This window comes from Marmoricola endophyticus (assembly GCF_014644415.1).
GTDB lineage: Bacteria > Actinomycetota > Actinomycetes > Propionibacteriales > Nocardioidaceae > Marmoricola > Marmoricola endophyticus.
The window spans coordinates 721,529-747,894 of sequence record NZ_BMKQ01000001.1 but is presented as its reverse complement, the minus strand read 5'-3'; the positions used below and the strand labels follow the sequence as shown (position 1 = coordinate 747,894).

Genomic DNA, 26,366 nt, shown 5'->3' with positions numbered 1-26,366 from the left:
TCGGCCCGTCCGGGAGGGACGGGCCGTGCTGCTTGATCTACGGAACTTCGTAGCATGCGTGCCGCTCGGTCTGAAGGCTGTCAAGTCTTTCTGGAGCTCGGAGAGCGCGGACTCGTCATCGCTCGTCAGTGGTGCCTCGGTCGAGAAGCTGAATCCATCAGTCGGTGACATGCTCATGTCATGACGACGAGGTGGAGGGGGTAGATGCCGGTTCGAGAGTGCCAGAACGCGTTCGCCGCGGCGGCTGCGGCTGACGGAGTCGCTCTGACGGCTGCGAGTGTCCCCTGGCTGAACGGTCGGGGGCACCTCGGGATTGCCGACGATTTCAGTCACGTCAAGGAGGTGCTGGCAAACATCTTCGAGGCTCTGGGCGGGCAACCGGATGAGCTTGCGAGTAAGCCGATGCGAAGGTTGTCGGGCGACTTCGTGCACGCTCCGACTGGCACCTTCATCGAGGTGGACGAGCGTCAGCACTTCACCTCTCATCGGCTGAAGACGCTCGATCTCTACCCGAGCGGAGCGCGCTTGGGTTTCGACATCGAGGAGTATCGAGACCTCTGCCGAGGCTTAGCGGCGAAGGCCGATCGCGACTTTGCGCACAAGGCGGCAGCCGGATTTGGGCCCGGTGGTCGTCCGCGACAGCGGGCGTACAACGATGCGCTTCGCGACCTCGTGACTCCGTCGATGGAGCTGCCTCCGGTGATCCGTGTCGCTGCTCCGGACCGAGATGGGGTCGCTGCTTACGAACGCGTGCGAGACAGCCTCAAGGCTCTCTAGACCTTCTCTTGTCGACCCCGGTCAGTCCCCGAGTCGGGGGAGAACGGTGTCGGCCAAGTAGCGACGGAGGGCCGGGACGTCCTGCGTGACGGTGCGCCACACCCGCCGCGGGACGAGGTCGTCGTATTGGTGGGCGGCGAAATTTCTCATCGAAACGATCTCTCGCCACGGCTGGTCAGGGAACTGGGTGAGCACGTGATCGGGGATGCGATTGACGGCCTCGCCGATCCGGATCAGTCCCATCTCGACGGCCCACTGGGTGCGGACGTCGGACTCGAAAGCGGTCAGGCTTGGCCCGATGATGTCGGCAAGCACGTCGCACACCTCGACCACGCGCTCGGCTGCCTCGCGCGCCTTCTCGGTCGTCACACCGGGACTGCCTCAGCCAGCACGCGGTCGCGGAAGTTTCCGCGTAGACCGTCGGACGCTACGACGTCGACCTCGATCTGCAGCAGCTCGCTGAGCGCAAGACGCAGCCCAACCTCGTCTAGCAGCGAGGCGTCGTCGGTGAAGTCGACCAGGACGTCGACATCGGAACCCGGCTCGTCATCGCCGCGCGCCACCGATCCAAACAGGCGGGGGTGAGAGGCGTGGTGGCGGGCTGCGAGCTGCCGGATCGCCTCTCGATGAATGTCGATTCGCTCCGACGGCCGACCAGCAAGGGCTCGTGTGAGACGTGCAAGGACATCTGGGGAGGGCGTGCGCCGACCGTTCTCGTACGCCGACAGGTTCGGCTGCGGGACCTTCGCGGCGCGCGCCAGCTGCGCCTGTGTCATCCCGGTCGCTCGCCGGGCAGCGCGTAGATCCATGCGGACATCGTACGGGCGAGATATCGGTACCGATATGCCAAGATCGGCGTCGGTGGCGCGATCAGACCCACCCGTCTTCACGGCGAGTGAAGCGGGTTGCTTGTCTGCCCCGGAACGGTATTGCCCCAATGCACAGCATGGCGACAAAGTGGCGCTGTGAAGCGGATCTGTGTTCGCGACGTCCCCGGCCACGTCTATGCGGCGTTGAGCGGGGCAGCGAAGGCCAACGGTCAGTCACTGTCCACGTACGTGGTCGGTTGCCTCAGCGATGCTGTGCGAGTGGCTGGTGTCGCGGAGTACGTGGCGACGTAAGAGGCGCCCACCGGGACCGGGATCAGCCTGGATGCGGCGTCTGCTGCCGTACGAGAGGTTCGAGGCGCTTCGTGAGCTGTAGCGACGGTCCTCGCCTCGGGACTCGATGGTGTTCTGAAGGTGGATGCCTCTCGCCTGCACGTCATGATCGTCTGTTCTTGTGCCGGTGACGGCAGCCGGAAGGGAGCGGAAGGCCTCCGGGGAAGTGGCGCGCTGCGCGCGGCGGCGGTCTTGGAGACGTTCATCCGTCGCGCTGGTGACTGTTGGCATTCAGGTGGTCGACGGCTGCTGAGCCAGGTACGGCCGTAGGTGCTCGCGCAGGTCGGGGTCGCACACGTAGACGTAGGTGCCGAGCATGCCGCGGGTCAGGAGCACCCGGTAGATGTTGCGGACGAAGCGCAGGATGTCTTCGTCGGTGTAGGTGATGCCGCGGGCGCGGTTGTTCTCCATGCCCTTCTTGTCGAAGTAGTGGTTGCGGTCGAAGACGATCTGCCGGGCCTGGCGGTCGTAGCGAAGGTCGCGGCCGATGATGACGCCGGCGTAGTTGAGGTCGTACCCCTGGATGGTGTGGATCGACCCCACCTCGTTGATCGAACCAGGGGAGTTGATCCAGTCGATATCGGCCACGTTCCAGCGCAGCCGCAGCCCGTCGAGGACGATGTCGTAGGCGTTCTTGTCCCTGCGGCTGCGCCACTGCCAGGCGTAGCCGGCGACCAGTCGTGCCAGTCCAACCTCGGCATCTCGCTCCAGGATCGCGTCATACATCTCGCTGAGGTCGTCGTACATCCGGAGGTCGTAGCCGTCGAAGGGCTGCGGCGGGGGAGAGGAGTCCGCCAGCACGTTGCGGATGTAGGTCACGTAGTCAGCGCCGCCCTGCACACGCATCTGCGAAGCGAGACGGTAGCGGCGGCGTTGCTCATCCTCCCGAGGGAGAAGCGCCGCAAGGGTCTGCTCGCTGACGTCGTGCGGGCGAACGCTCTGCGCTGAATCGAGTAAGAAGATCTGGTGATCACTCTTGGCGATGACCCAGTCAAGCTGCGTCTTGCTGAGGTCGTCCTCGCCGAAGAGCTGCTCGTTGATCGTCCGGAACCGAGCGTTCATCGGCCCAGAGGGCTGATTCGATCGCTGGTTCAGACGGTGGGTCTCGTCCACGATGAGCAGGCTGAATCGGCCCGCGTCGCGGCCGACTTCGTAGGGGGTGAGCACCATCGCCGGGTCGAGGCCAGGGGTCTTCTTGAAGACGTTCTCGATGGACTTGCGCAGCGACTGCTGCGGGATCACGAGTCCGATGCGGAAGTCACGGAGTAGCTCTGGGTATCCCTCGACGAAGAACTCTGACAGCACGGACTCGCCATCGGACGGCTCCGTCAGGTCCGCGTGCTTGATGTCTTGCAGCAACTTCATCAGGTAGACCGCGACGACGGTCTTGCCGGTTCCAGGGTCACCTTGGATGACGATGCGGCTGTCGCGGCGGCCGCTGATGTCGTCGAAGAGGCCCTCGAGGATGTCTTCGACGGCGATCGCCTGGTCTTGCGACAGCGCCTTAAACGGGGACAGCTTGAAGAGGTCGGAGTTCTCGATGTCCCGGATCGGCCGCATGAAGGCCCCTCGCTCGCGCAGCGCGTCGAAGACCTCGTCGAACGTTTCTTGGTAGTCCGCACGACGGTAGTAGTCGGCGTTGGTGACGCCGTCGTTGCGATTGAGCACTTGGTACTTGCCGTCGCCTGCGAACAGTCGGATGAGGTACGACTCAAGGTCGAGGCAGACTGACTTGTTGAACGTGGGGTCGATGATCACTCGGGCGGCGCGGAGTGACTGCTTGCCGGGTGACTCGAGGTGCTGTCGGATTCGCGCTGCGGTGTTGAGGGACTCGCCTACGTAGATCTCGGCTCGGTTGTCCAGCAGGTACACGACCGGCCAGTTGCGGAACCTGGGGTCGCCACTCGACCACGCATCGAGCTCGCGCCTGGTGAGCACGAACTCCTCGATCTCAAAGCTGGTCATACTTCGTGCTCCGACCACGGGCGCGGTCGACCGGGTACTTCTCCCGCGTCTTCTCCAGCTTGTCGAGCACGATCTGGTCGGCGTCGAGATCGAGTCGAGCCGCGAGAAGGTGGCAGTAGGTCAAGACGTCTGCCAGCTCGTCACGAACAGCGCTCTCCTCAGCGGAGTCGCTCCATTGGAAGCACTCCAACAGCTCACCAGCCTCGATGACGATGCTCTTGGCGAGGTTGCCGGGAGTGTGGAACTGAGCCCACTCGCGCTCGTCGACGAACTCGGCAAGCGCGTCGCTGATCCTCGATCCCTGCATGCTCGAACCCTAGTTGCCATGCGCGGCTCTCATTGTGAGTCGCGTGCGGAGGCTTGCAATGGCTTCTCGGCAATCGCTCTCAAGGGTTGGCGCCAGCGTGTCGGGCTCGGTTCCGTCGCGCCCCGCTCGGAAAGATCTCGCAGCTGCTCTCCGCTCCCATGCCATTGCAGTTAGCGGTTTCGATCCGCTGCGGAAATCGGCTGCGTCTTGCCGTTTTCCAACCAGGAGAGCCTTGGTGGGCTGATACTGGCCGCGCTCTCAGCGCCACCGGAACTGACGTCAGGCGCTCACATTTGATGAGGGCATAGCTGCGAAGGTGCCAATGAACGACAACGCGAGCCGGCCCGGCCCACGAGCCGGATGGTGGATTGATCCTGCCGACGGCAATCAGCTGCGCTACTGGAACGGTCAGGCATGGAGCGAGTTCGTCCTGCCCAAGCCAACCTGGTGGGGCGCGCCGAGCGCCGTCGCTAGTCCTGATGTCGCAAGCCGTGGTGGTGACCCGGGCGTGCCGTGGTGGCAGGCGTGGTGGTTCATCATCCCGACCCTGGTGATCTGTCTGCCGGTAGGCCTGATCGGGTTGTGGCGCCGCCCTCGGCTGTCGACCGGCACACGGGTCACCGTGACGGCGGCGACTCTGGTGCTGGTGATCGGAGCGGCTCTTCTTTCTCCCGATGCTGCTGACGATGGCGCCGACCGTGTCGAGGCCGAGACAATTTCTGATTCAACCGCAACGTCCAGTCCCACGGTGGTCCCGAAAGCGGTGGTTCCGGATGTCGTGGGAGCCAGTCGTGCTCGAGCGAGTCGCGAACTGGAAAAGGCTGGCTTGACCGTCGCGAGTGTCCGCCGGGTGCCGTCGGCGGAGCCGCGCGGCACGGTTTTGCGGCAGGGCGCAGAGCCGGGGGCGTCCCTCGCGCTGAAGACTGGGGTCGCTCTAGTGCTGGCCGCGCCTTTGCCACTTGTCCCGGCGGTGGTGGGGGAGTTGGGCCAGCAGGCGAGAGCGTCGCTCCGTGCGGCCGGCTTCCGGGTTCGCGTCGTGACGGCTCGGCGTACGTCTGGTCAGGACAGGCGCGTGCTGAGCCAAGTCCCCAGCTCGACGGACCGGGCGCTTCCAGGATCTGTCGTGAAGCTCGTCGTTGCCGATGTGGTCGTACCCAAACCGAAGCCACAACCGCCGGCTCAGAACTGCACGACCGGGTACGACCCGTGCCTCACCCCGATGTCCGATTACGACTGCGCCGGCGGATCCGGCGATGGGCCCGGATACGTCGACGGCCCCGTCATCATCAGTGGCTCCGACCCCTACGAGCTCGACAACGACGGCGACGGCGTCGCGTGCGAGGACTAGGAGAAATCCGGAGCAATGGGATTTTCGATAAAGGTTGCCCCCGGCGTCCGCGTCCGAGCCTCGAGCCGCGGAGTGAGGACCAGTCTCGGCCCCAGAGCGGCGCGCATCCATGTCGGTGCCGGTCGTACGGGAGTGTCGACTGGGGTCGGACCGGTGGGCTTCTACACCAGCCTCGGCGCCGGTCAGGGGCGTACACACAGCACAGGAGCCACGAACCGCCATCTTGCTGAGACAGCACGTAGCTCGTCCAGCGTCGACAAGGCCGTCGAGGCGCAACGGCTTCAGCAAGCATTCGACGCCATCGCAAATATTCACCGCGAGACGTTTCCCGACGCTCGGCCGCCCGTCGCAGACCGTCCGCCGAGTCCGCCACTCGCTCAACTCCGCAGATTTCATCGCACCGCAGCCCGGCGTGCGACCAGCGTCTTCGACCGATCTGCGCGGCGAGCAGCACTAGCGAAGGCAGACCAGCTAGTTCGCTCAGAGGCTGACGGCATGGGTGCTGATCTGGCTCGCCAACAGGAACGGCAGCAGGCTGCCCTCGATAAGCGGTGGGACCAACTTCTGCGATGTGTGCCCGAGGAGGTGCTGCAAGCCCTCATCGTCGCGTTTGCCGATAACGAGGCGGCTGCTGCACCCCTCGGTGTCGATGGCGCGGAGGTATCGCTCGTGGTGGTCGTTCCTTCGCTGAGCACTATCCCAGAACGGCGGCCCGGCCTCACCAAGAGCGGGAACCTGTCGCTGAAGAAGATGACGAAGACCGAGACTGCGAAGACGTACAAGCAGCTGGTGTTCGGTCATGTGCTCGTCACTCTGCGCGAGGCGTTCGCGGTCGCACCCGGCCTGAAGTCAGCGCGCATCGTCGCGTTGAGATCGTCGTCCGATGCTACGAAGGGCCGGCCCGAGGCACTGCTGGCCGCTACCTGCTCGAGGGAAGCGCTTGCGGCGATCCCGTGGTCGCACGTGGATGCGGCCGACGCCGCTGTGCAGAGCCTCAGCGACGCAGTCTTCATCGAGAAGGGCGTCACACGGGCCTTGCAGCCAATTCCCGCCGACAAGCACCCCGACATCAAGAAGGTCCTAAGCGTTGTCGACTTCAGCGAGGGCTAGAGCGCGGCAACGAGATACCGCGATGCTCTGACGGCCGCACCGGCTCGGGCACGCTCCGAGGCCCGAGGGCCATGCCTAGGCCCTGTCGCGTGCAGCAGAGTTCTTGGGCGTTTGAGCTTGGCGGTCGACCGTCGTAGCTGATGCCGGCGAGCTCTTTGCTTCCGCGTGACGGTTCGGCCACGGCTCTTGCCGCGGCCTGCGCGTGAAAGTCGATGGTTGAGCCGCATCAGGGAAATGCCGACAGGGCGACTTGAACTGTGCACGGCATTCCGCGCCGCGCACGACTGCAGTAGCGACGTTCTAGCCGCAGCCGGGTCGACAACTCCAACTGATGAGGACGCAACAAGCCAAAACTGGCCGTCTCTTGTTCCTCGTATGTTCCTCGCCGAGGCTCCGGCTTCAGAAAACCGCCTCTGACCTGCGGAAACGTGGTGGGCGATACTGGGTTTGAACCAGTGACCTCTTCCGTGTCAAGGAAGCGCGCTACCACTGCGCCAATCGCCCGGGTCGAGCACCGCGCCAACCTGGTGGTCGGCCGGTCGAGGTGGGTACGGGATTCGAACCCGTGTTGACGGATTTGCAGTCCGTTGCCTCGCCTCTCGGCCAACCCACCGTGGAGGCTTGGCATTCTCCGAGCGGACGACGAGGCTCGAACTCGCGACCTCAACCTTGGCAAGGTTGCGCTCTACCAACTGAGCTACGTCCGCTTGCGACTCCCGATCTCTCGGTGAGTGCGGTGTGAACCATATCGGACCTCGGCCCGAGCACAAACTCGGGGTGGTGAGGCCCGTCGGGGCGACCCTCGGCTGGTTCAGACCGAGAGGTCGGTGGAGCCTCCGCGCAGCTCCTCGAGGATGGCGTCCAGGTCGACGTGGTCGGCCTCGGTGCCCTCGGGGACGGCGTCCAGCATCCGTCGTACGAACTGGTGGCACGAGCGCAGCTCGACCTGGGTGACGACGCGGCCGTCGGGGGAGCTGAACTCCATGAGGACGACGGCGGTGCCGTCGCGGGTGACGCCGGGCCACACCTGGACGTCGCCCTCGCCGCAAGGCTCGTACAGGCCCTTGAGGAGGAGGTCGCGGCCGAACGTCCACGTCACCGTCGGCGTGGTCGAGAACACTACGCTCATCGCGTACGGGTCGCGGCCGTCGTAGCGGAGCTCGGCATCGAGCTGCCCCTCGTGACCGGCATCGCCGAGGAGGTCGAGGCAGACCGCCTCGATGATCGGTTGGGTGCTGGCGTCAAGGTTCACCGGGCCGGCCCTCCAAGGTCTTGTGGTGTCAGCGGTTCGTCTCCGCGTGCCGCGCTGGATGGGGCACGAGCGACACGCTGTCACGATCGCGAATCGCCCAACAATGACCGTTCGGTCATTCTTGGCCGACCGGACAGCCGAAAACAGACATTTCAAAACGGACAATTCAGAATCCAGTCCCACTGGCCTCATGTGTCACGTCGTGCGTGATCGTTTGATCGTCACACGAGCACCACGAGTCACCATGGGTGACAGAGATGAACCCTGGTCCAACCCGGCGCGGACATGCGTTCGGCCGGCTCCCCACGACGGGAACCGGCCGAACTCCGGTGGGCGATACTGGGTTCGAACCAGTGACCTCTTCGGTGTGAACGAAGCGCGCTACCACTGCGCCAATCGCCCGGAGCGCGGTCACACTAGCGCACGAAGCGGCTGCCTCTCACATCGAGGCAACTCGGTGGGCCCGGGTCGACGTACGTCGATAGCATCGCGGGCGTCCCGCCAGGCCCGAGCCCTACGAAAGAGGCGAATCGTGTCCGACCCGTCCTCGTCCCTGACCGTGCACGTCGATGGCGATGAGCGCACCGTCGAGACGGGGACAAAGGCCTGGGAGCTCTTCCGCGACGACCCCGACGTGATCGCCGCACGGGTCGGGGGAGTGCTGCGCGACCTCTCGTACGACTTGGTCGCCGCGGACGCGGTCGAGCCGGTCCGCATCGACAGCCCCGACGGGCACGACATCCTGCGACACTCCACCGCTCACGTGATGGCGCAGGCCGTGCAGGACCTGTTCCCCCAGGCGCGGCTGGGCATCGGCCCACCGATTACGGACGGCTTCTACTACGACTTCGACGTCGAGACGCCGTTCGTCCCCGAGGACCTCGACAAGATCGAGACCCGGATGCGCAAGATCATCAAGGAGGGCCAGCGGTTCTCCCGTCGCGTCACGACGGACGCCCAGGCGATCGACGAGCTGGCCGACGAGCCGTACAAGATCGAGCTCATTGGCCTCAAGGGCGGCGCGGGCGCCGAGGACACCGACGGCGCGGCGGTCGAGGTCGGCGGCGGCCAGCTGACCATCTACGACAACGTCCGCCGTGACGGCGAGGTCGCGTGGAGCGACCTGTGCCGCGGCCCGCACCTGCCGACGACCAAGCGGATCCCGGCCTTCAAGCTGATGCGCAGCGCCGCGGCGTACTGGCGAGGCGACGAGAAGAACAGGCAGCTGCAGCGGATCTACGGCACCGCCTGGGAGTCCAAGGAGGCGCTGGCCGACCACCTGCACCGCCTCGAGGAGGCCGAGCGGCGCGACCACCGCAAGCTCGGGCGCGACCTCGACCTGTTCAGCTTCCCCGACGAGATCGGCTCCGGCCTGCCGGTCTTCCACCCCAAGGGCGGCGTGCTCAAGCGGGTGATGGAGGACTACGTGCGCCAGCGTCACATCGAGGAGGGCTTCGAGTACGTCGGCACCCCGCACATCGCCAAGGAGGGCCTCTACTACACCTCCGGGCACCTGCCGTACTACGGCGAGGGGATGTTCCCTGCGCTCGACGTCGACGGCATGGACTACCGCCTCAAGGCCATGAACTGCCCGATGCACAACCTCATCTACCGCTCGCGCCAGCGCTCGTACCGCGAGCTGCCGCTGCGCCTGTTCGAGTTCGGGCACGTCTACCGCCACGAGAAGTCCGGCGTCATCCACGGGCTGACCCGCGTGCGCGGCTTCGCCCAGGACGACTCGCACTCCTACGTCACCAAGGAGCAGGCGCCCGGCGAGATCCAGCACCTGCTCGACTTCATCCTCGGGCTGCTGCGCGACTTCGGGCTCGACGACTACTACCTCGAGCTGTCCACGCGTGACGACGCGAAGCCGGACAAGTTCATCGGCTCCGACGAGGAGTGGGCCGAGGCGACCGCCGTGCTGGAGAGGGTCGCCACCGACTCCGGCCTCGAGCTCGTCCCGGACCCGGGCGGGGCGGCGTACTACGGCCCCAAGATCAGCGTCCAGGCCCGCGACGCGATCGGGCGCACCTGGCAGATGTCGACCATCCAGTACGACTTCAACCAGCCCTCGCCCGACCGGTTCGCGCTGGAGTACAGCGCCGCCGACGGCAGCCGGCAGCAGCCGGTGATGATCCACTCCGCGAAGTTCGGCTCGATCGAGCGGTTCATCGGCGTGCTGGTCGAGCACTACGCCGGCGCCTTCCCGCCCTGGCTCGCTCCCGTGCAGGTCGTCGGCATCCCGATCGCCGAGCGGCACGCCGACTACCTGTACGACGTCGCGCGCCGCCTGCGCGAGCGAGGCGTACGCGTCGAGGTCGACGAGTCCGACGACCGGATGCAGAAGAAGATCCGCAACGCCCAGCTGCAGAAGGTCCCGTTCATGGTCATCGCCGGCGACCAGGACGTCGAGGCCGGGGCGGTGTCGTTCCGCTACCGCGACGGGCACCAGGACAACGGCGTCTCGGTGGACGACGCCGTCGAGCGGGTCGTCGCCGCCGTGGAGTCCCGCGCGCAGGTGTGAGTCGGGGCCGAGGCCGGCGCCGCGGTGGGTGGTGGTCTCGACGTCCTCGCTCGCAGGGCTCGCGTCGGGCTCGACCACCCGTTGGGCTCGACCACCCGTTGGGCTCGACCACCCGTTGGGCTCGACCACCCGTTGGGCTCGACCACCGGTGGTCGAGCAGCGAGCGCCAGCGAGCGCGTCGAGACCCCTGGAGCGAGAGTCGATCGGTCCCGTCGGCGCGGCGGAGAAGTTTTCGTGACGTCATGTCGCGTGTACCCCTTGACACCGTGACGTGGTGTCGCAGTAACCTCCCGAGTGTCCGTTACACGACGTCACACTCAGGTGAGGTGGACCGCGATGACCGCGACCCAGGAGCCGACCAGCACGACCGTCAGCAACGAGGAGCTCGAGGCCGAGCTCGCCCGGATCGAGGAGTCCGTCGCCCGCTCGGTGGCGAACAAGTCGTACGAGGAGCGTCTGCAGACGCTCTCGGAGGCCTCGGTGCACCAGCACTTCGACGCCTTCGTCGACATCGCCTGGGACGACCCGGACTACGCGATCGACCACACCGACGAGCGCTGGGTGCTCCCGGCGGTCGACATCCTCGGCGCGACGGACTGGTACCAGTCGCTGCCGAAGGACGAGCAGATCCGCGTCGGGATCTACCGCCAGGCCCAGATCGTCAAGGTCGGCCTGCAGTTCGAGCAGATCCTCATCAGCGGCCTGATGAACCACGCCTTCTCGCTGCCCAACGGGTCGCCGGAGTTCCGCTACGGCACCCACGAGGCGACCGAGGAGTGCCACCACACCCAGATGTTCCAGGAGTTCGTGAACCGCTCCGGCCAGCACGTCACCGGCGGCCGCTGGCTGTTCCGCAACGCCGCGCCGTTCCTGCCGCTGGCCGCGCGCTGGGTGCCGTACGGCTTCTTCTTCGGCGTCCTCGCCGGCGAGGAGCCGATCGACCACGTCCAGAAGTCGGTGCTGCGCGCCGGTGAGGACATGCACCCGCTGCTGCGCCGGATCATGCAGATCCACGTGGCGGAGGAGGCCCGCCACATCGGCTTCGCCCACGAGTTCCTCCAGCACAACGCGTCGCGGCTGAGCCGCCGCGAGCGGGCCCTGATCTCGGTCGCCGTGCCGGTCATCATGCGGGTGCTGTGCGACGAGATCCTCGTCCCCAGCAAGCAGGCGCAGGCCGCCATGGGCATCCCGGACGCCACCATGAAGGAGGCGTTCTGGGACTCCCCGAGGTCGCAGAAGTTCCTGCGCGACCTGTTCGGTGACGTCCGGATGCTCGCCGAGGAGTGCGGCCTGATGAACCGCACGTCGCGGAAGGTCTGGCGCGCCATGAAGATCGACGGCCGCTCCTCGCGCTTCCGCAGCGAGCCGGCGTCCGCCGCGGCCTGAGCGCTCCTCGTGCCGTACGTCGTCACGCAGTCCTGCTGCGCCGACGCCTCCTGCGTCGTCGCCTGCCCGGTCAACTGCATCCACCCGGCTCCCGGTGAGCCCGGCTTCGCCACCGCCGAGATGGTGTACGTCGACGCCGCCTCGTGCGTCGACTGCGGGGCGTGCGCGACGGCGTGCCCGGTGGACGCGGTGGTGCCGCACACCAAGCTGACGCCGGAGCAGGAGCCGTTCCGGGCGCTGGCCGCGGAGTACTACGACGCCTTCCCGCACCGCCCGCGCACGCCCCTGGCGGTCGTACCCGCGCAGCGCACGCTGCGCCGCCCGCGCCCGGCCCGCTTCGCGGTGGTCGGCGCGGGCCCGGCCGGGATGTACGTCGCCGACGAGCTGCTCAAGCAGCCCGGCTTCAGCGTCGACGTCCTCGACCGGCTGCCCACGCCGTACGGCCTGCTCCGCGCCGGCGTCGCCCCCGACCACCCGCACACGAAGGCGGCGCAGAAGCTGTTCGCCGCCGTCGAGCGGGAGCAGGGCTTCGGCTACCTCCTCGGCGTCGAGGTCGGCCGCGACGTGACGCTCGCCGAGCTGGCGCGGCACTACGACGGGGTCGTGTACGCCGTCGGTGCGGCGTCCGACCGGCGGCTCGGGATCGAGGGGGAGGACCTGCCCGGCTCGCTGCCCGCGACCGAGCTCGTCGCCTGGTACAACGGCCACCCCGACCACCAGGACCTCGACGTGGACCTGGGCCACGAGCGCGCGGTGGTCATCGGCAACGGCAACGTCGCCCTCGACGTCGCCCGGGTGCTCTGCCAGCCGCCGCAGCGGCTGGAGGCCACCGACGTCTCCCGCACGGCGTACGACGTCCTCTCCCGCTCGACGCTGCGGGAGGTCGTCGTGCTGGGCCGGCGCGGCCCGGCCGAGGCAGCTTTCACCGTGCCCGAGCTCGTCGGGCTGGTCGGGCTCGCCCGCGAGGGCGGCATCCGGCTGCGGCTCGACCTCGGCGGTGCCGAGCTCGGGGACGACCCGCGCTCGCGGCTGCTGGCCGAGCTGGAGACGATCACGTCGGCCGCGCCCGACGCCCGTACGCTCACGCTGCGCTTCCTGGCCTCACCGTCCCGGCTGCTCGGCGACGACCGCGTCGCCGGGGTCGAGGTCGCCCGGACTCGGCTGGTCGAGACCGACGGTGTCGTGCGCGCCGAGCCGACCGGGGAGACCGAGACCATCGAGGCCGGCCTGGTGCTGCGCGCGGTCGGCTACCACGGACGACCCGTCACCGACCTGCCGTACGACGAGGCGACCGGCACCGTGCCCAGCGACCGCGGCCGGGTCCGCCCGGGGACGTACGTCGCCGGCTGGGTCAAGCGCGGGCCGACCGGCTTCATCGGGTCCAACAAGGCTGACGCGCAGGAGACCGTCGCGCGGATCCTCGACGACCTCGACGTCGACGCGGTGGCCCCGGCGCCCGAACCCCGCGAGAGCCTGCGAGAGCTGCTCGACGAGCGCGGTGTCCGCGTCGTCGACCGCGCCGGCTGGCGGGCGATCGAGGCCGAGGAGCGCCGACGTGGCTCGGACGCGGGGCGGGAGCGCACGAAGCTCCTCGACGTCGAGGAGATGCTGGCGACGGCAGCGGCGTCGGCGTCGGCGGGCCCCGCCGCGCGACGGCGCGGGTACGCTGCCCGCAGGGCCCGAGCGGGCTCGCGATGACCGAGGGGCACAGGAGCTGAGCATGGCCACCAGCGCGGACCGTCGTGTCGACGGACGCCAGTCGCGCTGGGACCGTCACAACGCCGAGCGCCGTCAGCACCTCATCGACGCCGCCGTGGCCGAGATCGAGGCGTCGCCTCCGGGCAGCGAGATCCACGTGCACCAGATCGCGGCGCGCGCCGGCGTCGGCCGTACGGTCGTCTACCGGCACTTCGACGACCGCGCCGACCTGGACCGTGCGGTCACCGCCGAGATCGTCGACGGCCTGGCCGAGCGGCTGGTCGCCGAGGTCACCCTGGACGGCACCATCCCCGACATCGTGCGCCGCGTCGTCGGCAGCTACGTGGAGTGGGCCAGCGGGCACCCGCCGCTGCACATGCTCGTCATCCAGGGCAGCGGCGCAGGCGGCAGCCCCCTCGAGGAGGGGATGGGCCGGATCGCCGGCCAGGTCCACGAGCTGCTCGGGTACGCCATCGAGGTCCTCGGCCTTGACGCCTCCGACGACGAGCTCGCCGCGCTGGACTCGCTGGCGTACGGGCTGGTCGGCGCGGTCTTCGGCGCCGTACGCCGCTGGTCGGGCTCGGACCCCGAGAGCCGTCCCGCCCCCGACGTGCTGGTCGGCCTGGTCGCCGACTCGGTGTGGTTCCTCATCAGCGGCCACGCCGCCCACCTCGGTCTGGTTCTCGACCGCGACCAACCGGTCGAGGAGGTGCTGCTCGGCGCACTGTCCGAGCCCACCCCATGAGCGCCGCTGCCGACGAGCGCGACCGGGCGCTCGGCGGGCTGGAGCGCCTGTGGACCCCGCACCGGATGCAGTACGTCGCCTCGGCGGGGGAGGGCGCCGAAGAGACGCCGGGCTGCCCCTTCTGCGCGATGCGCGAGCCCCGCGACGGCGACCTCGTCGTGCACCGGGGCGAGCACGTGCTCGCGGTGCTCAACCTGCACCCGTACAACCCGGGGCACCTGATGACGATGCCGTTCCGCCACGTCGCCGACTACGAGGACCTGACTCCGGCGGAGACCACGGAGCTGGCGGAGGCGACCCAGCAGGCCCTCCGGGTGATCCGCGCGGTCAGCCACCCGCACGCCTTCAACGTCGGGATGAACCTCGGCGGGGTCGCCGGCGGTTCGCTGTCCGAGCACCTGCACCAGCACGTCGTCCCTCGCTGGTCCGGGGACGCCAACTTCATCACCGTCGTCGCCGGCACGAAGGTCCTGCCGCAGCTGCTCGCCGACACCCGCGACCTGCTCGCGGAGGCGTGGTCGGCCGCCGGGTGAGCGACCGGTAGCCTGCTGCCGCCATGCTGGAGAGATTTCGCGCCTTCTGGACAGGAGTCTGGAAGCCCCTCGGTGACCTGCTCCTGCGTCTCGGCGTGAGCCCGGACGCCGTCACGCTCGTCGGCACGATCGGCGTGTCCGCGGGCGCGCTGGTGTTCTTCCCGCAGGGCCAGCTGCTGATCGGCGTGCTCGTCGTCACCGCATTCGTCTTCTCGGACATGATCGACGGCTACATGGCCCGTACGTCGGGCCAGGTGACGACGTTCGGCAGCTTCTGGGACTCCACCCTCGACCGGGTCGGTGACGCGGCCGTCTTCGGCGGGCTGGTCCTCTACTACGCCGGCACGCACTACGACGGGGTCGCGCCGCAGCTGTTCCTCGTGCTGAGCCTCTACTGCCTGGTCATGGGGTCGGTCACGTCGTACGCCCGCGCCAAGGCCGAGTCGCTCGGGCTCGACGCCAAGGGCGGCATCGCCGAGCGCTCGGACCGGCTGGTGGCGATCCTCGTGATGACCGGCTTCAACGGGCTGCTGGGCTGGGAGTGGCTGACCCAGCTGACCCTCGTCGTGCTCGCGCTGGCGACGACGTACACCGTCGTCTTCCGGGTGCTGAAGGTGCGCCGCCAGGCGGTCGCGCGCGACGCCGCCGCCTGACCCGGGCGACCCTGTGGACGCCCGGACCGGGCGTACCGCACGGACCCTAGGGTTGAGCCATGACTGACGTGACTTCTGGATCGATCGGCACCGTGCCCGTCAAGCGCGGCATGGCCGACATGCTCAAGGGCGGCGTCATCATGGACGTCGTCACCGCCGAGCAGGCGAGGATCGCCGAGGACGCCGGCGCCGTCGCGGTGATGGCGCTCGAGCGGGTGCCCGCCGACATCCGCGCGCAGGGCGGCGTCAGCCGGATGAGCGACCCGGACATGATCGACTCGATCGTCTCGGCGGTCTCGGTCCCGGTGATGGCCAAGGCCCGCATCGGCCACTTCGCCGAGGCGCAGGTGCTGCAGAGCCTGGGCGTCGACTACGTCGACGAGTCCGAGGTGCTGACGCCGGCGGACTACGCCCACCACATCGACAAGTGGCGCTTCACCGTGCCGTTCGTGTGCGGCGCGACGAACCTCGGCGAGGCGCTGCGCCGGATCACCGAGGGGGCGGCGATGATCCGCTCCAAGGGCGAGGCGGGCACCGGCGACGTCTCCAACGCCGTGACCCACATGCGCACCATCGGTGCCGAGATCCGCCGGCTGCAGTCGCTGGCGCCCGACGAGCTCTACGTCGCCGCGAAGGAGCTGGGCGCGCCGTACGACCTGGTCCGCGAGGTCGCCGAGCGCGGCGCGCTGCCGGTCGTGCTGTTCACCGCGGGCGGGATCGCGACGCCGGCCGACGCGGCGATGATGCGTCAGCTCGGCGCCGAGGGCGTGTTCGTCGGCTCGGGCATCTTCAAGTCCGGCAACCCCGCCCAGCGGGCGGCGGCGATCGTCGAGGCGACCACCTTCTTCGACGACCCCGACGTGGTCGCCAAGGTCTCGCGCGGGCTCGGGGAGGCCATGGTCGGGCTCAACGTCGAGGCGATCCCCGAGCCGCACCGGCTGGCCGAGCGCGGCTGGTGACCGGCTTCGGCCCGGTCGGCGGCGCCGGCGCGGCCCCCGAGGAGGACCTGCAGCGCTGGACCCGGCTGCACGTCTGGGCCGGGGTGCTCGACGACGAGGCGCTGCTCGCCGAGGTCGTCTCCGCGATCGAGGCCGAGCTGCCGGGCATCGAGGCGTCGGTCCTCGCGCGCGCCTGGATCGGCGGTGCGCAGGCGGAGCTGCGCCGCTCGGCCGAGGGGTGGCCGAGCCCCACGGAGCACGAGCGGCTGCTCGCCGCGCTCGCGGAGTGCGACGAGCACGGGGTGCCCGTGCTGCTCGGTGCCACGCCCGCGGACGCGCGGGCCGAGGCGGAGCGTCGTACGTCGGCGCGCGGGGTCGCCTGGTGCGCGGTCGACGACGTGCTGGCCGCCGTGAGCAGCAGGGTGCTGCGGCTCGAGCTGCGCCACCTCGACGGCTCGGTCGCCGAGGCCGGCGACCCGCTGGCCGGGCCGGTGCTCGCCTGCGTCGAGCGCCACGGGCTGCGCACCCGGATGCACGAGGGGCGCTGGGAGGTCGCGGTCCGCTGGCAGCGCCGGGTGGACTAGCAGGCCCGGTCTCGACGAGCTCGACCTACGGTGGTCGAGACCACGTACGCGTCGGGGCAGTGGGTGTGCGGCTTGCGGTGGCTGGTCTCGACGGGCACTCCCTCGCTGGCGCTCGGTCGTTGCTCGACCTCCCGAGGTGGTCGAGCCCGAACCGAGCGCAGCGAGGGAGGACGGCGAGACCACCGGGCGCTGCGCGCCTGCCTGGGGGACGGGTGCGTCTCAGCGGCGGGCGGTGACCAGCCGGACCGAGGCCGGCAGGTGCGCCCTGCCCTCGGCGTCCACCGCACCGGCGAACACCTCGCGCACGGCACCCTGGACCAGGTCGCGCTCGCGCTGCGAGCGGCCGTCCAGCAGCACCCGGGTCGGGCCGAAGTCGAGGGCCGCACGAGACGCTGCCTCCGGGTCGCCGCCTGCCACGGGCAGCACCAGCTCGCGCGGTGCCACGGCGACGTCGCGCCACCCGGCGCCGGCCAGCAGGGGGACGACGTACTCCTCGTCGCTCCAGGAGTACGACCCCGCGTCTGCCGGCGACTCGGAGGGGACGTCGTACCCCTCGGCCGCGAGCGCCGAGCGGGCCGCCTGGTACGGCGCCTCGAACAGCGCCGAGGAGCTGCGCGGGCCCCACACCGCGAACGCCAGCCGGCCGCCGGGACGGGTGACGTCGGCCAGCGTCCGCATCGCCGCCGCGGGGTCGGCGAAGAACATCACCCCGAACCGCGACAGCACGACGTCGTACGCCGCCGACGGACCCTGCCAGGTCACGACGTCGGCGCAGGTCCACTCGACCGGGGCCGCGCCCTCGGTCGGCGGCGCCTGGGCGGCAGCCTCCAGCATCTCGGCCGCGACGTCGATCCCGGTGACCGCTCCGGTCGTGCCGACCGCCGCCGCGGCCTGGCGTGTCGTCGGGCCGGTGCCGCAGCCCACGTCGAGCACCTGCTCCCCGGGCTGCAGCGCCGTCGCCTCCAGCAGCACCTGCGAGACCGGTGCGAGCTGCCGCTCCAGCTCGGAGGCCTGCGCGAGCCACCGGCTCACTCGGTCGCCGGCCCACTCCTCGGGTGCGCTCATCCCTCGTCCTCTCCTCCGGTGGTGTCGTCGAGCCGGACCGAGCGGCCCGGGGTGATCGCGGAGGCCAGCAGGCCGCTGTTCGGCACTCGCAGCAGCTCGCCGTCGCAGTCCAGCGTGGTGTAGAGCAGCCCCGCGTCGAGCACCACACCGCAGTGCGGGCCGCCGAGGGCGCCCGACCAGACGGTGATCGTCTCGCCCGCGGTGTACGGGCGGGCGATGAGCAGCACCAGGCCGGCGAAGAAGTTGCCCAGCGACTGCTGGGCCGCGATGCCGATGACCACACCGGTGACGGCGCCGCCCACGAGGAACTGGCTCAGGTCGACGCCGACCACGTCGAGGACGGCGATCGCGATCAGCAGGTAGCCGACCACCTGGATCAGGAACCGCAGCGGCCCGGCCGCCGCGCCGGAGCGCGTCGACACGACCCGGGTGACCTCGCTGGCGGCCGAGCGCGTGGCGAGGACGCCGAGGACGAGCACCAGGGCGGCGCAGGCGTACGACGCCACGCGGGCGCGGTCGAGGTCGGGGTGCGCCCGGTTCAGGGCGTGGCCGACCGCCAGCGCGACGACGGCCAGCGCGCCGAACCCGACGGCACGGCGGAGGTCCAGCCGGATGTGCTCGTCGAGCCTGCCCTCCAGGCGGCGCAGCGCCTCGCGCGTCTGCGGGCGACGCTCACCTCGTGCCATGCGCCCAGTGTGGCGGGTCCCGGACGTGTCTCTCGATTCGTGGCCTGCTGCCCGCCGCCCATCACGCACGCTGGCTGCGTTTGCGGAACCTCGCCGGGCCCCGGCCCGGCTTCGCTCCCGCGCCTTGCCACCGCACGCGCTGGACGACGTGCAGCGGACGGCCAGAATCGCGAGACACGCCCTAGAGTCCGGCGGGTGTCCGGACCACTGGTGGGAGTGCTCGCGCTGCAGGGCGACGTCCGCGAGCACCTGCGGGCGCTGGAGCGGGTGGGGGCGCGTGCGCGTCTCGTACGACGTCCCGCCGAGCTCGCCGCGTGCGACGGGCTGGTGCTGCCCGGGGGCGAGTCGACGACGATGGTGCACCTGGCCCGGCGGTTCGCGATGCTCGAGCCGCTGCGCGAGGCCGTACGGGACGGGCTGCCGACCTTCGGGACCTGTGCCGGGATGGTCCTGCTCGCCGACCGGCTCCTCGACGGGACCGCCGGGCAGGAGACCGTCGGCGGGCTGGACGTGACGGTGCGCCGCAACGCGTTCGGCCGCCAGGTCGACTCGTTCGAGGGCGAGGTGGACGTCCCGGTCCTCGGCGGGTCGGGGTTCGCGGCGGTGTTCATCCGCGCCCCCTGGGTCGAGGACGCCGGAGCGGATGTCGAGGTGCTGGGCCGGGTGGAGGCCGGCGGCGCGAGTAGGATCGTCGCCGTCCGCCAGGGCGCCGTGCTCGCGACGTCGTTCCACCCCGAGGTGGCCCCCCGGGGCCGCACCGGCGGGGAAGGTCCCGACGACCGGCTGCACCGCCTGTTCGTGGACGAGCTCGTGACAACAGACGTGAAGGGGAACCGCTGATGTCGGGTCACTCCAAGTGGGCGACGACCAAGCACAAGAAGGCCGTCGTCGACGCCAAGCGCAGCAAGCTCAACACCAAGCTGATCAAGAACATCGAGGTCGCCGCCCGGATGGGCGGGGGAGACCCGGCAGGCAACCCGACGCTCTTCGACGCCATCCAGAAGGCGAAGAAGAACTCCGTCACCAAGGACAACATCGACCGCGCCGTCCAGCGCGGGTCGGGCGCCGAGGCGGGTGGCGCGGAGTACTCCACGATCATGTACGAGGGCTACGGCCCCAACGGCGTCGCGTTCCTCGTCGAGTGCCTCACCGACAACAAGAACCGTGCCGCGATGGAGGTCCGTACGGCGATGACCCGCAACGGCGGGTCGCTCGCGGACCCGGGCTCGGTGTCGTACCTGTTCAACCGCAAGGGCGTGATCGTCGTCCCGGCCGGGCAGGAGAGCAGCAACGTCTCCGAGGACGACGTCCTCGAGGCGACTCTCGAGGCGGGTGCCGAGGACGTCAACGACCTCGGCGAGAGCTTCGAGGTGGTCACCGAGGCGACCGACCTCGTCGCCGTGCGGCAGGCGCTGCAGGCCGCCGGTCTGGACTACGACTCCGCCGACGCCTCGTTCGTGCCCTCGATGCAGGTCGAGGTGGACGCCGACGGCGCCGGCAAGGTGATGCGTCTCTTCGACGCGCTCGAGGACCTCGACGACGTGCAGAACGTGTACGCCAATGTCGACATCCCCGACGCGGTGCTGGAGTCGCTGGACGCCTGAGGCGTTCCGCTCGGCGCGTCGGGTCGCCGGACGGCGCAACGGCTCGCTAGGTTCGTGCGAACACGTGTTCGTCGACGACGGTGGGGTTCTGATGAGGGTGCTGGGGATCGATCCCGGCCTGACCCGGTGCGGGATCGGGGTCGTCCAGGGCGAGCCCGGACGACCGCTGTCGATGGTCGACGTCGGTGTCGTGCGCACTGCCGCCGACCTGCCTGTCGCGCAGCGGCTGGTGCAGATCGAGACAGGGCTCGAGGCGTGGATCGAGGAGCACCGTCCCGACGCCGTGGCGGTGGAGCGGGTCTTCGCCCAGCACAACGTGCGGACCGTGATGGGCACTGCCCAGGCCTCCGGGATCGCGATGGTCGTCGCCGCCCGGCGCGGTCTGCCGGTCGCGATGCACACCCCGAGCGAGGTCAAGGCCGCGGTGTCCGGCAGCGGTCGCGCCGACAAGGCGCAGGTGGCTGCGATGGTGACCCGGCTGCTGCGGCTCGACGCGGCGCCCAAGCCGGCCGACGCATCCGACGCGCTCGCGCTCGCGATCACGCACGTGTGGCGCGGTGCGGCGCGTACCCGGCTGGAGGAAGCGGTCGCGCGGGCCGGGGCGGCGCGATGATCGCGTCGCTGACCGGGACGGTGGCCGTCGTGCGCCTGACCAGCGCGGTGCTCGTCGTCGGTGGTGTCGGGCTGGAGGTCCAGTGCACCCCGCGCGCACTGGCCGACCTGCGGACCGGGCAGACCGCGACGCTGGCGACCTCGCTGGTGGTGCGCGAGGACTCCCTGACGCTGTTCGGCTTCGGCGAGGACGACGAGAAGCAGACCTTCGAGCTGCTGCTCACCGCCAGCGGCGTCGGCCCGCGGATCGCCCAGGCGATGCTGGCTGTGCACACCCCCGACGCGCTGCGTGCGGCGGTCGGCAACGCCGACCTCAAGACGCTCACCGCCGTGCCGGGGATCGGGCAGAAGGGCGCCCAGCGGATCGTGCTGGAGCTCAAGGACAAGATCGGCGCGCCGACCGGCGCCGGGCCCGCCCAGGTGCCGACCGCGTCGGCCGCGGACTGGGAGCAGCAGGTCCACACCGGTCTGGTCGGGCTGGGCTGGTCGGCCAAGGAGGCGGACAAGGCGGTGTCCGCCGTGGCGCCGATGGCCGAGGAGACCGCACCCGAGCGGCCCGACGTCGCCGCCCTGCTGCGCGCCGCCCTGCAGTCGCTGAGCCGCTCGTGAGCGGGGAGGACGCGCTCGACGCCGCCGAGCAGGCCCACCTCGACGACCTGGCGCACCGGGTCGTGGAGGCCGAGGCATCCGGGGACGAGCGCGCGGTCGAGGCCGCGCTGCGGCCCCGGCGGCTCGACGAGGTCGTCGGCCAGGAGCGCGTACGCGAGCAGCTGGCCCTCGTGCTCGCTGCGGCGCGTGGCCGCGAGCGCACCCCCGACCACGTCCTGCTCTCCGGACCGCCGGGGCTGGGCAAGACGACCCTCGCGATGATCATCGCCGCCGAGATGGGCTCGCCGCTGCGACTGACGTCGGGACCGGCGATCACCCATGCCGGCGACCTCGCCGCGATCCTGTCCGGGATGAACGAGTCCGACGTCCTCTTCGTCGACGAGATCCACCGGATGTCCCGCCCGGCCGAGGAGATGCTCTACATGGCGATGGAGGACTTCCGGGTCGACGTCGTCATCGGCAAGGGGCCCGGCGCGACGGCGATCCCGCTGGAGATCCCGCCGTTCACCCTCGTCGGGGCGACCACCCGCGCCGGGCTGCTGCCCGGCCCGCTGCGCGACCGGTTCGGGTTCACCGCGCACCTCGAGTTCTACGAGCCCGCCGAGCTGGACCGGATCGTGGCCCGCTCGGCGGCGTTGATGGAGGTCCCGGTCGACGCCGACGGCCGGGCCGAGATCGCCTCCCGCTCCCGGGGGACGCCCCGGATCGCCAACCGGCTGCTGCGCCGGGTGCGCGACTACGCCCAGGTCCGCTCCGACGGGACCGTCACCCGGGACATCGCCCACCGCGCGCTCGACCTGTACGAGGTCGACGCCTCGGGCCTGGACCGGCTCGACCGGGCGGTGCTCGACGTGCTCTGCCGCCGCTTCGGCGGCGGGCCCGTCGGGGTGAGCACGCTCGCGGTCGCCGTGGGTGAGGAGCGGGAGACGGTCGAGGAGGTGGCCGAGCCGTTCCTCGTACGGATCGGCTTCCTGGCCCGTACCCCTCGCGGGCGGGTGGCGACGCCTGCCGCGTGGTCGCACCTGGGCCTGACCGTGCCCGCCGGCGCCCCGTTCTCGGACTCGGCCCTGCCGGCCGAGGCGACGCTCTTCGACGAGGACGCCGACCCGACCGGATGACGCCGAGCCGCCCGGACGGGCGGGTGGAGACGGCCGTTACACTTCCCGCTGGCCCTGCGCACCCTTGCGGAGCCTCGTCCTGCACTCGAACCCCGGAAAGCGATACTCCGTGTCGTCAGAGCTGACGCCCCTGCTCCTCCTCGTCGTCCTCCTGGTGGTCTTCTGGCTGGTCGTCCTGCGCCCCGCGCGGAACCAGCAGCGCAACCAGGCCACGCTGCAGCGCAGTCTCGAGGTGGGCGACGCCGTCGTCCTCTCCGCCGGGATCTTCGGCACGGTGACGGCGCTGGAGGAGAGCCGGGTCCGGCTCGAGATCGCTCCCGGCACGGTGATCGAGGTGGCCCGCCAGGTGGTCGTCCGTCGGGTGGAGGACGAGGCCGCGACTCCCGGTGGCGAGCAGGTGACGCGGACGGCCGCGGACGCCGTCCCCGCGCCGGACGCCACGGACTCCACCCTCGCCGCTGACGAGACGAAGACCGAGAGCCCGGTCGAGAAGACCGCCGACGACGCGCAGGACGACCGCGGCTGACGCCGGCTCGAGCCAGCGACCAGCACGCGCACACCGAGGAGAGTTCGTGGCCACAAAGACGCCCAGGGCCGGGCGCACCCTGCTGATCTTCGCGATCGTCGTCGCGGCGATGTACGTCCTCATCGCGGCCACCGGCTCGGCCGTCGCCGGTGAGTCGAAGTGGAAGCCGCGACTCGGGCTCGACCTCGAGGGCGGCACCCGGATCACGCTGACCGCCGCGGGCGGGACCCCGACCCAGACCCAGCTCAACGAGGCCCGGTCGATCATCGACCAGCGCGTGAACGGCAGCGGGGTCGCCGAGTCCGAGGTGAACACCCAGGGCGGTCGCAACATCGTCGTCGAGATCCCCGGGCAGAACGCCCGCAGCATCGTCGACTCGATCTCCCGCACCGCCCAGCTGCGCTTCCGGCTGGTCGCCGCCGCGTCCGGCGCGCAGGGTTCGCAGGGGCAGGCGACGACACCCGGTGCCTCGCCGTCGGCCGGTGCCACCCCGTCGACCTCTCCGTCGAGCGCCGCGCCTTCAGCGGCGCCGTCGGCCGTGCCCTCCTCCGCCGCGCCCTCCTCCGGGGCGGCGACCCCCGACCCGCGCCCCGCCCCGCGGCTGGACGCCCCGGCCGCAGAGCCCTCGCCCAGCGCGACGCCCTCCGCCTCGACCGGTGCCTCCGGGTCGCCGGCGGCCAGCCCGTCCGCGTCCCCCTCGTCGGCAGGGCGGTCCTCCGACGCCGACGCGCCGCGCGCGCAGAGCGTGACCCCGACGCTGAGCGGTGCGCAGAAGACGGCGTACGAGAAGGCGATCGACGACCCGCTGGCCTGGCAGCAGAGCCCCGACCAGTACTCCCAGGCCGCCTTCGCGAAGTTCCAGTGCCCGCCGAACGGCAGCGCCGGGTCGCCGATCGACGACAAGCCGGACGCTCCGCTGGTCTCCTGCGACGAGGACGGCAACAAGTTCCTCCTGTCCAAGACCGTCATCGAGGGCACGAAGATCAGCAGTGCGAGCTACGGCACGCCGCAGGGCGGCGTCGGCTGGGAGGTGCGGCTGTCCTTCAAGGGCGACGCGGTCAAGACCTTCGCCACCATCACCCAGGCGCTGGCCGGCAACGGCCGTCAGTTCGCCGCCGTGCTCGACAACACCGTCATCTCGAGTCCCGGGGTCAACCAGCCGATCCTCAACGGGGACGCCAGCATCTCGGGCAGCTTCAGCGAGTCCGAGGCCCGGTCGCTGTCCAACTCCTTGAAGTTCGGCGCGCTGCCGATCCGGTTCGACGACCCGTCGGTCGAGCAGATCGGCGCCTCGCTGGCGGGTGACCAGCTGACCGCCGGTGTCGTCGCCGGCGTGGTCGGACTGCTGCTGGTGATGCTCTACTGCCTGCTCTACTACCGCGGCCTGGGCACGGTGGTGATCGCCTCGCTGATCGTGGCGGCGGCGGTGACGTACGCCGCCGTGCTGCTGCTGGCCAAGACTGCCGGCTTCACGCTCACCCTGCCCGGCATCGCCGGGCTGATCGTCGCCGTCGGCATCACCGCGGACTCGTTCATCGTCTACTTCGAACGGATCCGCGACGAGATGCGCGAGGGCCGCTCGATGCGCGTCGCCGTCGAGCTCGGCTGGGCCCGCGCACGGAACACCTGCCTGGCCGCGGACGCGGTCTCGCTGCTCGCCGCGGTCGTGCTCTACATCTTCACCATCGGTGTGGTGAAGGGCTTCGCGTTCGCCCTCGGCGTCAGCACGCTGATCGACCTCGCGGTGTTCTTCTGGTTCACCAAGCCGGCGATGACAGCGCTGGCCAAGCGCACGTTCTTCAACTCCGGGCACCGGTTCTCCGGGCTGTCCTACGAGACGCTGGGCGTCGACGGCCCACCCGCGGCGCGCGGGACGTCGGCGCGGGCGACGGGAGGCAAGGCCTGATGGGTACCTTCTCGCGACTGGGCAACGACCTCTACGAGGGCCGTCGGTCGATCGACTTCGTCGGTCGTCGGCGCACCTGGTACGTCATCTCCGGGGTGCTCGCCGTCCTGGCGATCCTCGGGCTGACCGTCAAGGGGCTCAACCTCGGCATCGAGTTCGAGGGCGGCACCGAGTACACCGTCTCCGTGCCGTCCAGCGCCGTCACGCAGGGCAACGCGGACAAGATCTCCGACGCCATCAAGGCGCTGGACATCGAGAAGGCCAACAACGTCACGACCAACACCTCGGGCGACTCCTCGATCAAGGCGCAGACGGAGAACCTCACCGAGGCGCAGTCCGACCAGGTGCGCGAGGCGATGGCCGGCGCCGTCGGGGCCCAGACCTCAGCGGTCTCCGAGAACACCGTCGGACCGAGCTACGGATCGCAGGTCACGCGGCAGGCCGCGACCGGCCTCGTGGTCTTCCTGATCCTGGTGCTGCTCTTCATCTGGGCGTACTTCCGCGAGTGGAAGATGTCGGTCGCCGCGATCGTCGCCCTGGCGCACGACGTGTTCATCACCGCGGGCATCTACGCGCTGTCCGGCTTCGAGGTGACGCCGGCGACGGTCACCGGCCTGCTGACCATCCTCGGGTTCTCGCTCTACGACACCGTGGTCGTCTTCGACAAGGTGCGCGAGAACACCAGACGGCTGCGGCAGGGACGGGCGACGTACGCCCAGGCGGCGAACCTGGCGGTCAACCAGACCCTGGTCCGCTCGATCAACACCACTGTCGTGGCGCTGCTGCCGGTCGGGGCGATCCTCGTCGTCGGCATCTTCACGCTCGGCTCGGGCTCGCTGAAGGACCTCGCGCTCTCGCTGTTCATCGGGATGGCGGTCGGGGCGTACTCCTCGATCTTCATCGCCACGCCGCTGCTCGCGCACATGAAGTCCGGCGAGAAGGCCGTCACCGAGGCCGACCGCCGGGCGAGGGCGCGGGCCAAGCGCGACGCCGACCGGTACGCCGACGTGCCGTCGTTCAGCGAGGGGATGGCCCTGTCGGACCCAGAGGACCGCGACCCCACCGACGACGTTGAGCACGACGCCGAGCCGGGCGACCGCCCGGTGGCCACGCTGCGGCGCCCGACCGACCGCTCCGCGGAGGCGACCGGGTCCGGCCGCGTCGTCCCCGAGTCGAAGGGCCCGGTCTCGGAGTCCCGCGCCTCGGGGCGCAACCAGCCCTCGCGCCAGCCCCGCTCCAAGCGGCCCAAGCCCTGACCAG

At 70.1% G+C, this 26,366-nt stretch carries 26 protein-coding genes, 4 tRNA genes and 1 pseudogene; 20 read left to right on the top strand and 11 right to left on the bottom strand.

Annotated features, from left to right (window positions below):
• Positions 1-204 precede the first annotated feature (204 nt).
• Positions 205-777 (top strand): DUF7255 family protein, encoded by a 573-nt coding sequence (locus tag IEX42_RS03695; RefSeq protein WP_188778327.1) that lies wholly within the window; start codon positions 205-207, stop codon positions 775-777.
• A 21-nt stretch (positions 778-798) separates the two neighbouring features.
• Here IEX42_RS03695 and IEX42_RS03690 read toward each other — a convergent pair whose 3' ends face one another.
• From IEX42_RS03690 to IEX42_RS03675, 4 genes are all read right to left on the bottom strand, one after another.
• Positions 799-1,146, bottom strand: coding sequence for a HepT-like ribonuclease domain-containing protein (locus tag IEX42_RS03690; RefSeq protein WP_188778325.1), 348 nt, complete (start codon positions 1,144-1,146; stop codon positions 799-801).
• The gene (locus tag IEX42_RS03685; protein WP_188778323.1) at positions 1,143-1,586 is read right to left on the bottom strand and encodes a helix-turn-helix domain-containing protein; all 444 of its coding nucleotides are present in this window, start codon (positions 1,584-1,586) and stop codon (positions 1,143-1,145) included. Before IEX42_RS03685 ends, IEX42_RS03690 begins: the two co-directional genes overlap by 4 nt.
• A 582-nt stretch (positions 1,587-2,168) precedes the next feature.
• Positions 2,169-3,902 (bottom strand): DUF2075 domain-containing protein, encoded by a 1,734-nt coding sequence (locus tag IEX42_RS03680; protein WP_188778321.1) that lies wholly within the window; start codon positions 3,900-3,902, stop codon positions 2,169-2,171.
• Positions 3,889-4,209 (bottom strand): nucleotide pyrophosphohydrolase, encoded by a 321-nt coding sequence (locus IEX42_RS03675; protein WP_188778319.1) that lies wholly within the window; start codon positions 4,207-4,209, stop codon positions 3,889-3,891. The genes IEX42_RS03680 and IEX42_RS03675 overlap by 14 nt, the downstream gene beginning before the upstream one ends.
• Before the next feature lie 322 nt (positions 4,210-4,531).
• On the opposite strand from IEX42_RS03675, the gene IEX42_RS03670 reads away from it, so the two are divergent.
• From IEX42_RS03670 to IEX42_RS18050, 3 genes and pseudogenes are all read left to right on the top strand, one after another.
• Positions 4,532-5,557, top strand: coding sequence for a PASTA domain-containing protein (locus tag IEX42_RS03670; RefSeq protein WP_188778318.1), 1,026 nt, complete (start codon positions 4,532-4,534; stop codon positions 5,555-5,557).
• A gap of 15 nt (positions 5,558-5,572) precedes the next feature.
• Positions 5,573-5,710: pseudogene (locus IEX42_RS18320) on the top strand (DUF4236 domain-containing protein); the annotation flags it as partial.
• 342 nt (positions 5,711-6,052) lie between these two features.
• A complete protein-coding gene (locus IEX42_RS18050; RefSeq protein ID WP_229660570.1) occupies positions 6,053-6,667 on the top strand; it encodes a hypothetical protein in 615 nt (204 codons plus the stop codon).
• 429 nt (positions 6,668-7,096) lie between these two features.
• Here IEX42_RS18050 and IEX42_RS03660 read toward each other — a convergent pair.
• From IEX42_RS03660 to IEX42_RS03640, 5 genes are all read right to left on the bottom strand, one after another.
• Positions 7,097-7,171 (bottom strand) — tRNA-Val (locus tag IEX42_RS03660).
• Between the two features lie 38 nt (positions 7,172-7,209).
• Positions 7,210-7,280 (bottom strand) — tRNA-Cys (locus IEX42_RS03655).
• Between the two features lie 21 nt (positions 7,281-7,301).
• A tRNA-Gly gene (locus IEX42_RS03650) sits at positions 7,302-7,374 on the bottom strand.
• A gap of 104 nt (positions 7,375-7,478) precedes the next feature.
• Positions 7,479-7,919 carry an SsgA family sporulation/cell division regulator gene (locus IEX42_RS03645; RefSeq protein WP_188778314.1) on the bottom strand — a complete coding sequence of 147 codons (441 nt, stop codon included), beginning with the start codon at positions 7,917-7,919 and terminating at the stop codon, positions 7,479-7,481.
• A 330-nt stretch (positions 7,920-8,249) separates the two neighbouring features.
• Positions 8,250-8,321, bottom strand: a tRNA-Val gene (locus tag IEX42_RS03640).
• 130 nt (positions 8,322-8,451) lie between these two features.
• Here IEX42_RS03640 and thrS point away from each other — a divergent pair.
• The 8 genes from thrS to IEX42_RS03600 all read left to right on the top strand — a co-directional run bounded on the left by thrS (position 8,452) and on the right by IEX42_RS03600 (position 16,980).
• Positions 8,452-10,443, top strand: coding sequence for a threonine--tRNA ligase (thrS, locus tag IEX42_RS03635; RefSeq protein WP_188778312.1), 1,992 nt, complete (start codon positions 8,452-8,454; stop codon positions 10,441-10,443).
• Positions 10,444-10,779: 336 nt separating this feature from the next.
• Entirely contained in the window at positions 10,780-11,829 is a 1,050-nt protein-coding gene (locus IEX42_RS03630; RefSeq protein WP_188778310.1) for an AurF N-oxygenase family protein, read from the top strand.
• Between the two features lie 9 nt (positions 11,830-11,838).
• Positions 11,839-13,527, top strand: coding sequence for an FAD-dependent oxidoreductase (locus tag IEX42_RS03625; protein ID WP_188778308.1), 1,689 nt, complete (start codon positions 11,839-11,841; stop codon positions 13,525-13,527).
• A gap of 22 nt (positions 13,528-13,549) precedes the next feature.
• Positions 13,550-14,272 carry a TetR/AcrR family transcriptional regulator gene (locus tag IEX42_RS03620; RefSeq protein ID WP_188778306.1) on the top strand — a complete coding sequence of 241 codons (723 nt, stop codon included), beginning with the start codon at positions 13,550-13,552 and terminating at the stop codon, positions 14,270-14,272.
• On the top strand, positions 14,269-14,805 hold the full coding sequence (locus IEX42_RS03615; RefSeq protein WP_188778304.1) for an HIT family protein: 537 nt from the start codon (positions 14,269-14,271) through the stop codon (positions 14,803-14,805). The genes IEX42_RS03620 and IEX42_RS03615 overlap by 4 nt, the downstream gene beginning before the upstream one ends.
• A 23-nt stretch (positions 14,806-14,828) precedes the next feature.
• Positions 14,829-15,458 carry a phosphatidylinositol phosphate synthase gene (gene pgsA / locus IEX42_RS03610; protein WP_188778303.1) on the top strand — a complete coding sequence of 210 codons (630 nt, stop codon included), beginning with the start codon at positions 14,829-14,831 and terminating at the stop codon, positions 15,456-15,458.
• 59 nt (positions 15,459-15,517) lie between these two features.
• On the top strand, positions 15,518-16,417 hold the full coding sequence (gene pdxS / locus IEX42_RS03605) for a pyridoxal 5'-phosphate synthase lyase subunit PdxS (RefSeq protein ID WP_188778301.1): 900 nt from the start codon (positions 15,518-15,520) through the stop codon (positions 16,415-16,417).
• On the top strand, positions 16,414-16,980 hold the full coding sequence (locus IEX42_RS03600) for a DUF6891 domain-containing protein (RefSeq protein WP_188778299.1): 567 nt from the start codon (positions 16,414-16,416) through the stop codon (positions 16,978-16,980). Before pdxS ends, IEX42_RS03600 begins: the two co-directional genes overlap by 4 nt.
• 219 nt (positions 16,981-17,199) lie before the next feature.
• Here IEX42_RS03600 and IEX42_RS03595 read toward each other — a convergent pair whose 3' ends face one another.
• On the bottom strand, positions 17,200-18,045 hold the full coding sequence (locus IEX42_RS03595) for a class I SAM-dependent methyltransferase (protein WP_188778298.1): 846 nt from the start codon (positions 18,043-18,045) through the stop codon (positions 17,200-17,202).
• On the bottom strand, positions 18,042-18,731 hold the full coding sequence (locus IEX42_RS03590) for a mechanosensitive ion channel domain-containing protein (protein ID WP_188778296.1): 690 nt from the start codon (positions 18,729-18,731) through the stop codon (positions 18,042-18,044). The genes IEX42_RS03595 and IEX42_RS03590 overlap by 4 nt, the downstream gene beginning before the upstream one ends.
• A gap of 195 nt (positions 18,732-18,926) precedes the next feature.
• Between IEX42_RS03590 and pdxT the strand changes: the two genes are divergently transcribed.
• From pdxT to secF, 8 genes are all read left to right on the top strand, one after another.
• Positions 18,927-19,571: a pyridoxal 5'-phosphate synthase glutaminase subunit PdxT gene (gene pdxT / locus IEX42_RS03585; protein WP_188778294.1), complete on the top strand. Its 645-nt coding sequence runs from the start codon at positions 18,927-18,929 to the stop codon at positions 19,569-19,571.
• Positions 19,571-20,335 carry a YebC/PmpR family DNA-binding transcriptional regulator gene (locus IEX42_RS03580; protein ID WP_188778292.1) on the top strand — a complete coding sequence of 255 codons (765 nt, stop codon included), beginning with the start codon at positions 19,571-19,573 and terminating at the stop codon, positions 20,333-20,335. Before pdxT ends, IEX42_RS03580 begins: the two co-directional genes overlap by 1 nt.
• Before the next feature lie 100 nt (positions 20,336-20,435).
• On the top strand, positions 20,436-20,948 hold the full coding sequence (ruvC, locus tag IEX42_RS03575; RefSeq protein ID WP_229660946.1) for a crossover junction endodeoxyribonuclease RuvC: 513 nt from the start codon (positions 20,436-20,438) through the stop codon (positions 20,946-20,948).
• Entirely contained in the window at positions 20,945-21,556 is a 612-nt protein-coding gene (ruvA, locus tag IEX42_RS03570; RefSeq protein WP_188778288.1) for a Holliday junction branch migration protein RuvA, read from the top strand. The genes ruvC and ruvA overlap by 4 nt, the downstream gene beginning before the upstream one ends.
• Before the next feature lie 47 nt (positions 21,557-21,603).
• A complete protein-coding gene (gene ruvB / locus IEX42_RS03565; protein WP_188780882.1) occupies positions 21,604-22,674 on the top strand; it encodes a Holliday junction branch migration DNA helicase RuvB in 1,071 nt (356 codons plus the stop codon).
• A 109-nt stretch (positions 22,675-22,783) separates the two neighbouring features.
• Positions 22,784-23,200 carry a preprotein translocase subunit YajC gene (gene yajC / locus IEX42_RS03560; RefSeq protein WP_188778286.1) on the top strand — a complete coding sequence of 139 codons (417 nt, stop codon included), beginning with the start codon at positions 22,784-22,786 and terminating at the stop codon, positions 23,198-23,200.
• Between the two features lie 46 nt (positions 23,201-23,246).
• Positions 23,247-25,106, top strand: coding sequence for a protein translocase subunit SecD (gene secD / locus IEX42_RS03555; RefSeq protein WP_188778285.1), 1,860 nt, complete (start codon positions 23,247-23,249; stop codon positions 25,104-25,106).
• Entirely contained in the window at positions 25,106-26,362 is a 1,257-nt protein-coding gene (gene secF / locus IEX42_RS03550) for a protein translocase subunit SecF (RefSeq protein ID WP_188778283.1), read from the top strand. Before secD ends, secF begins: the two co-directional genes overlap by 1 nt.
• The last annotated feature ends 4 nt before the right edge of the window (positions 26,363-26,366 follow it).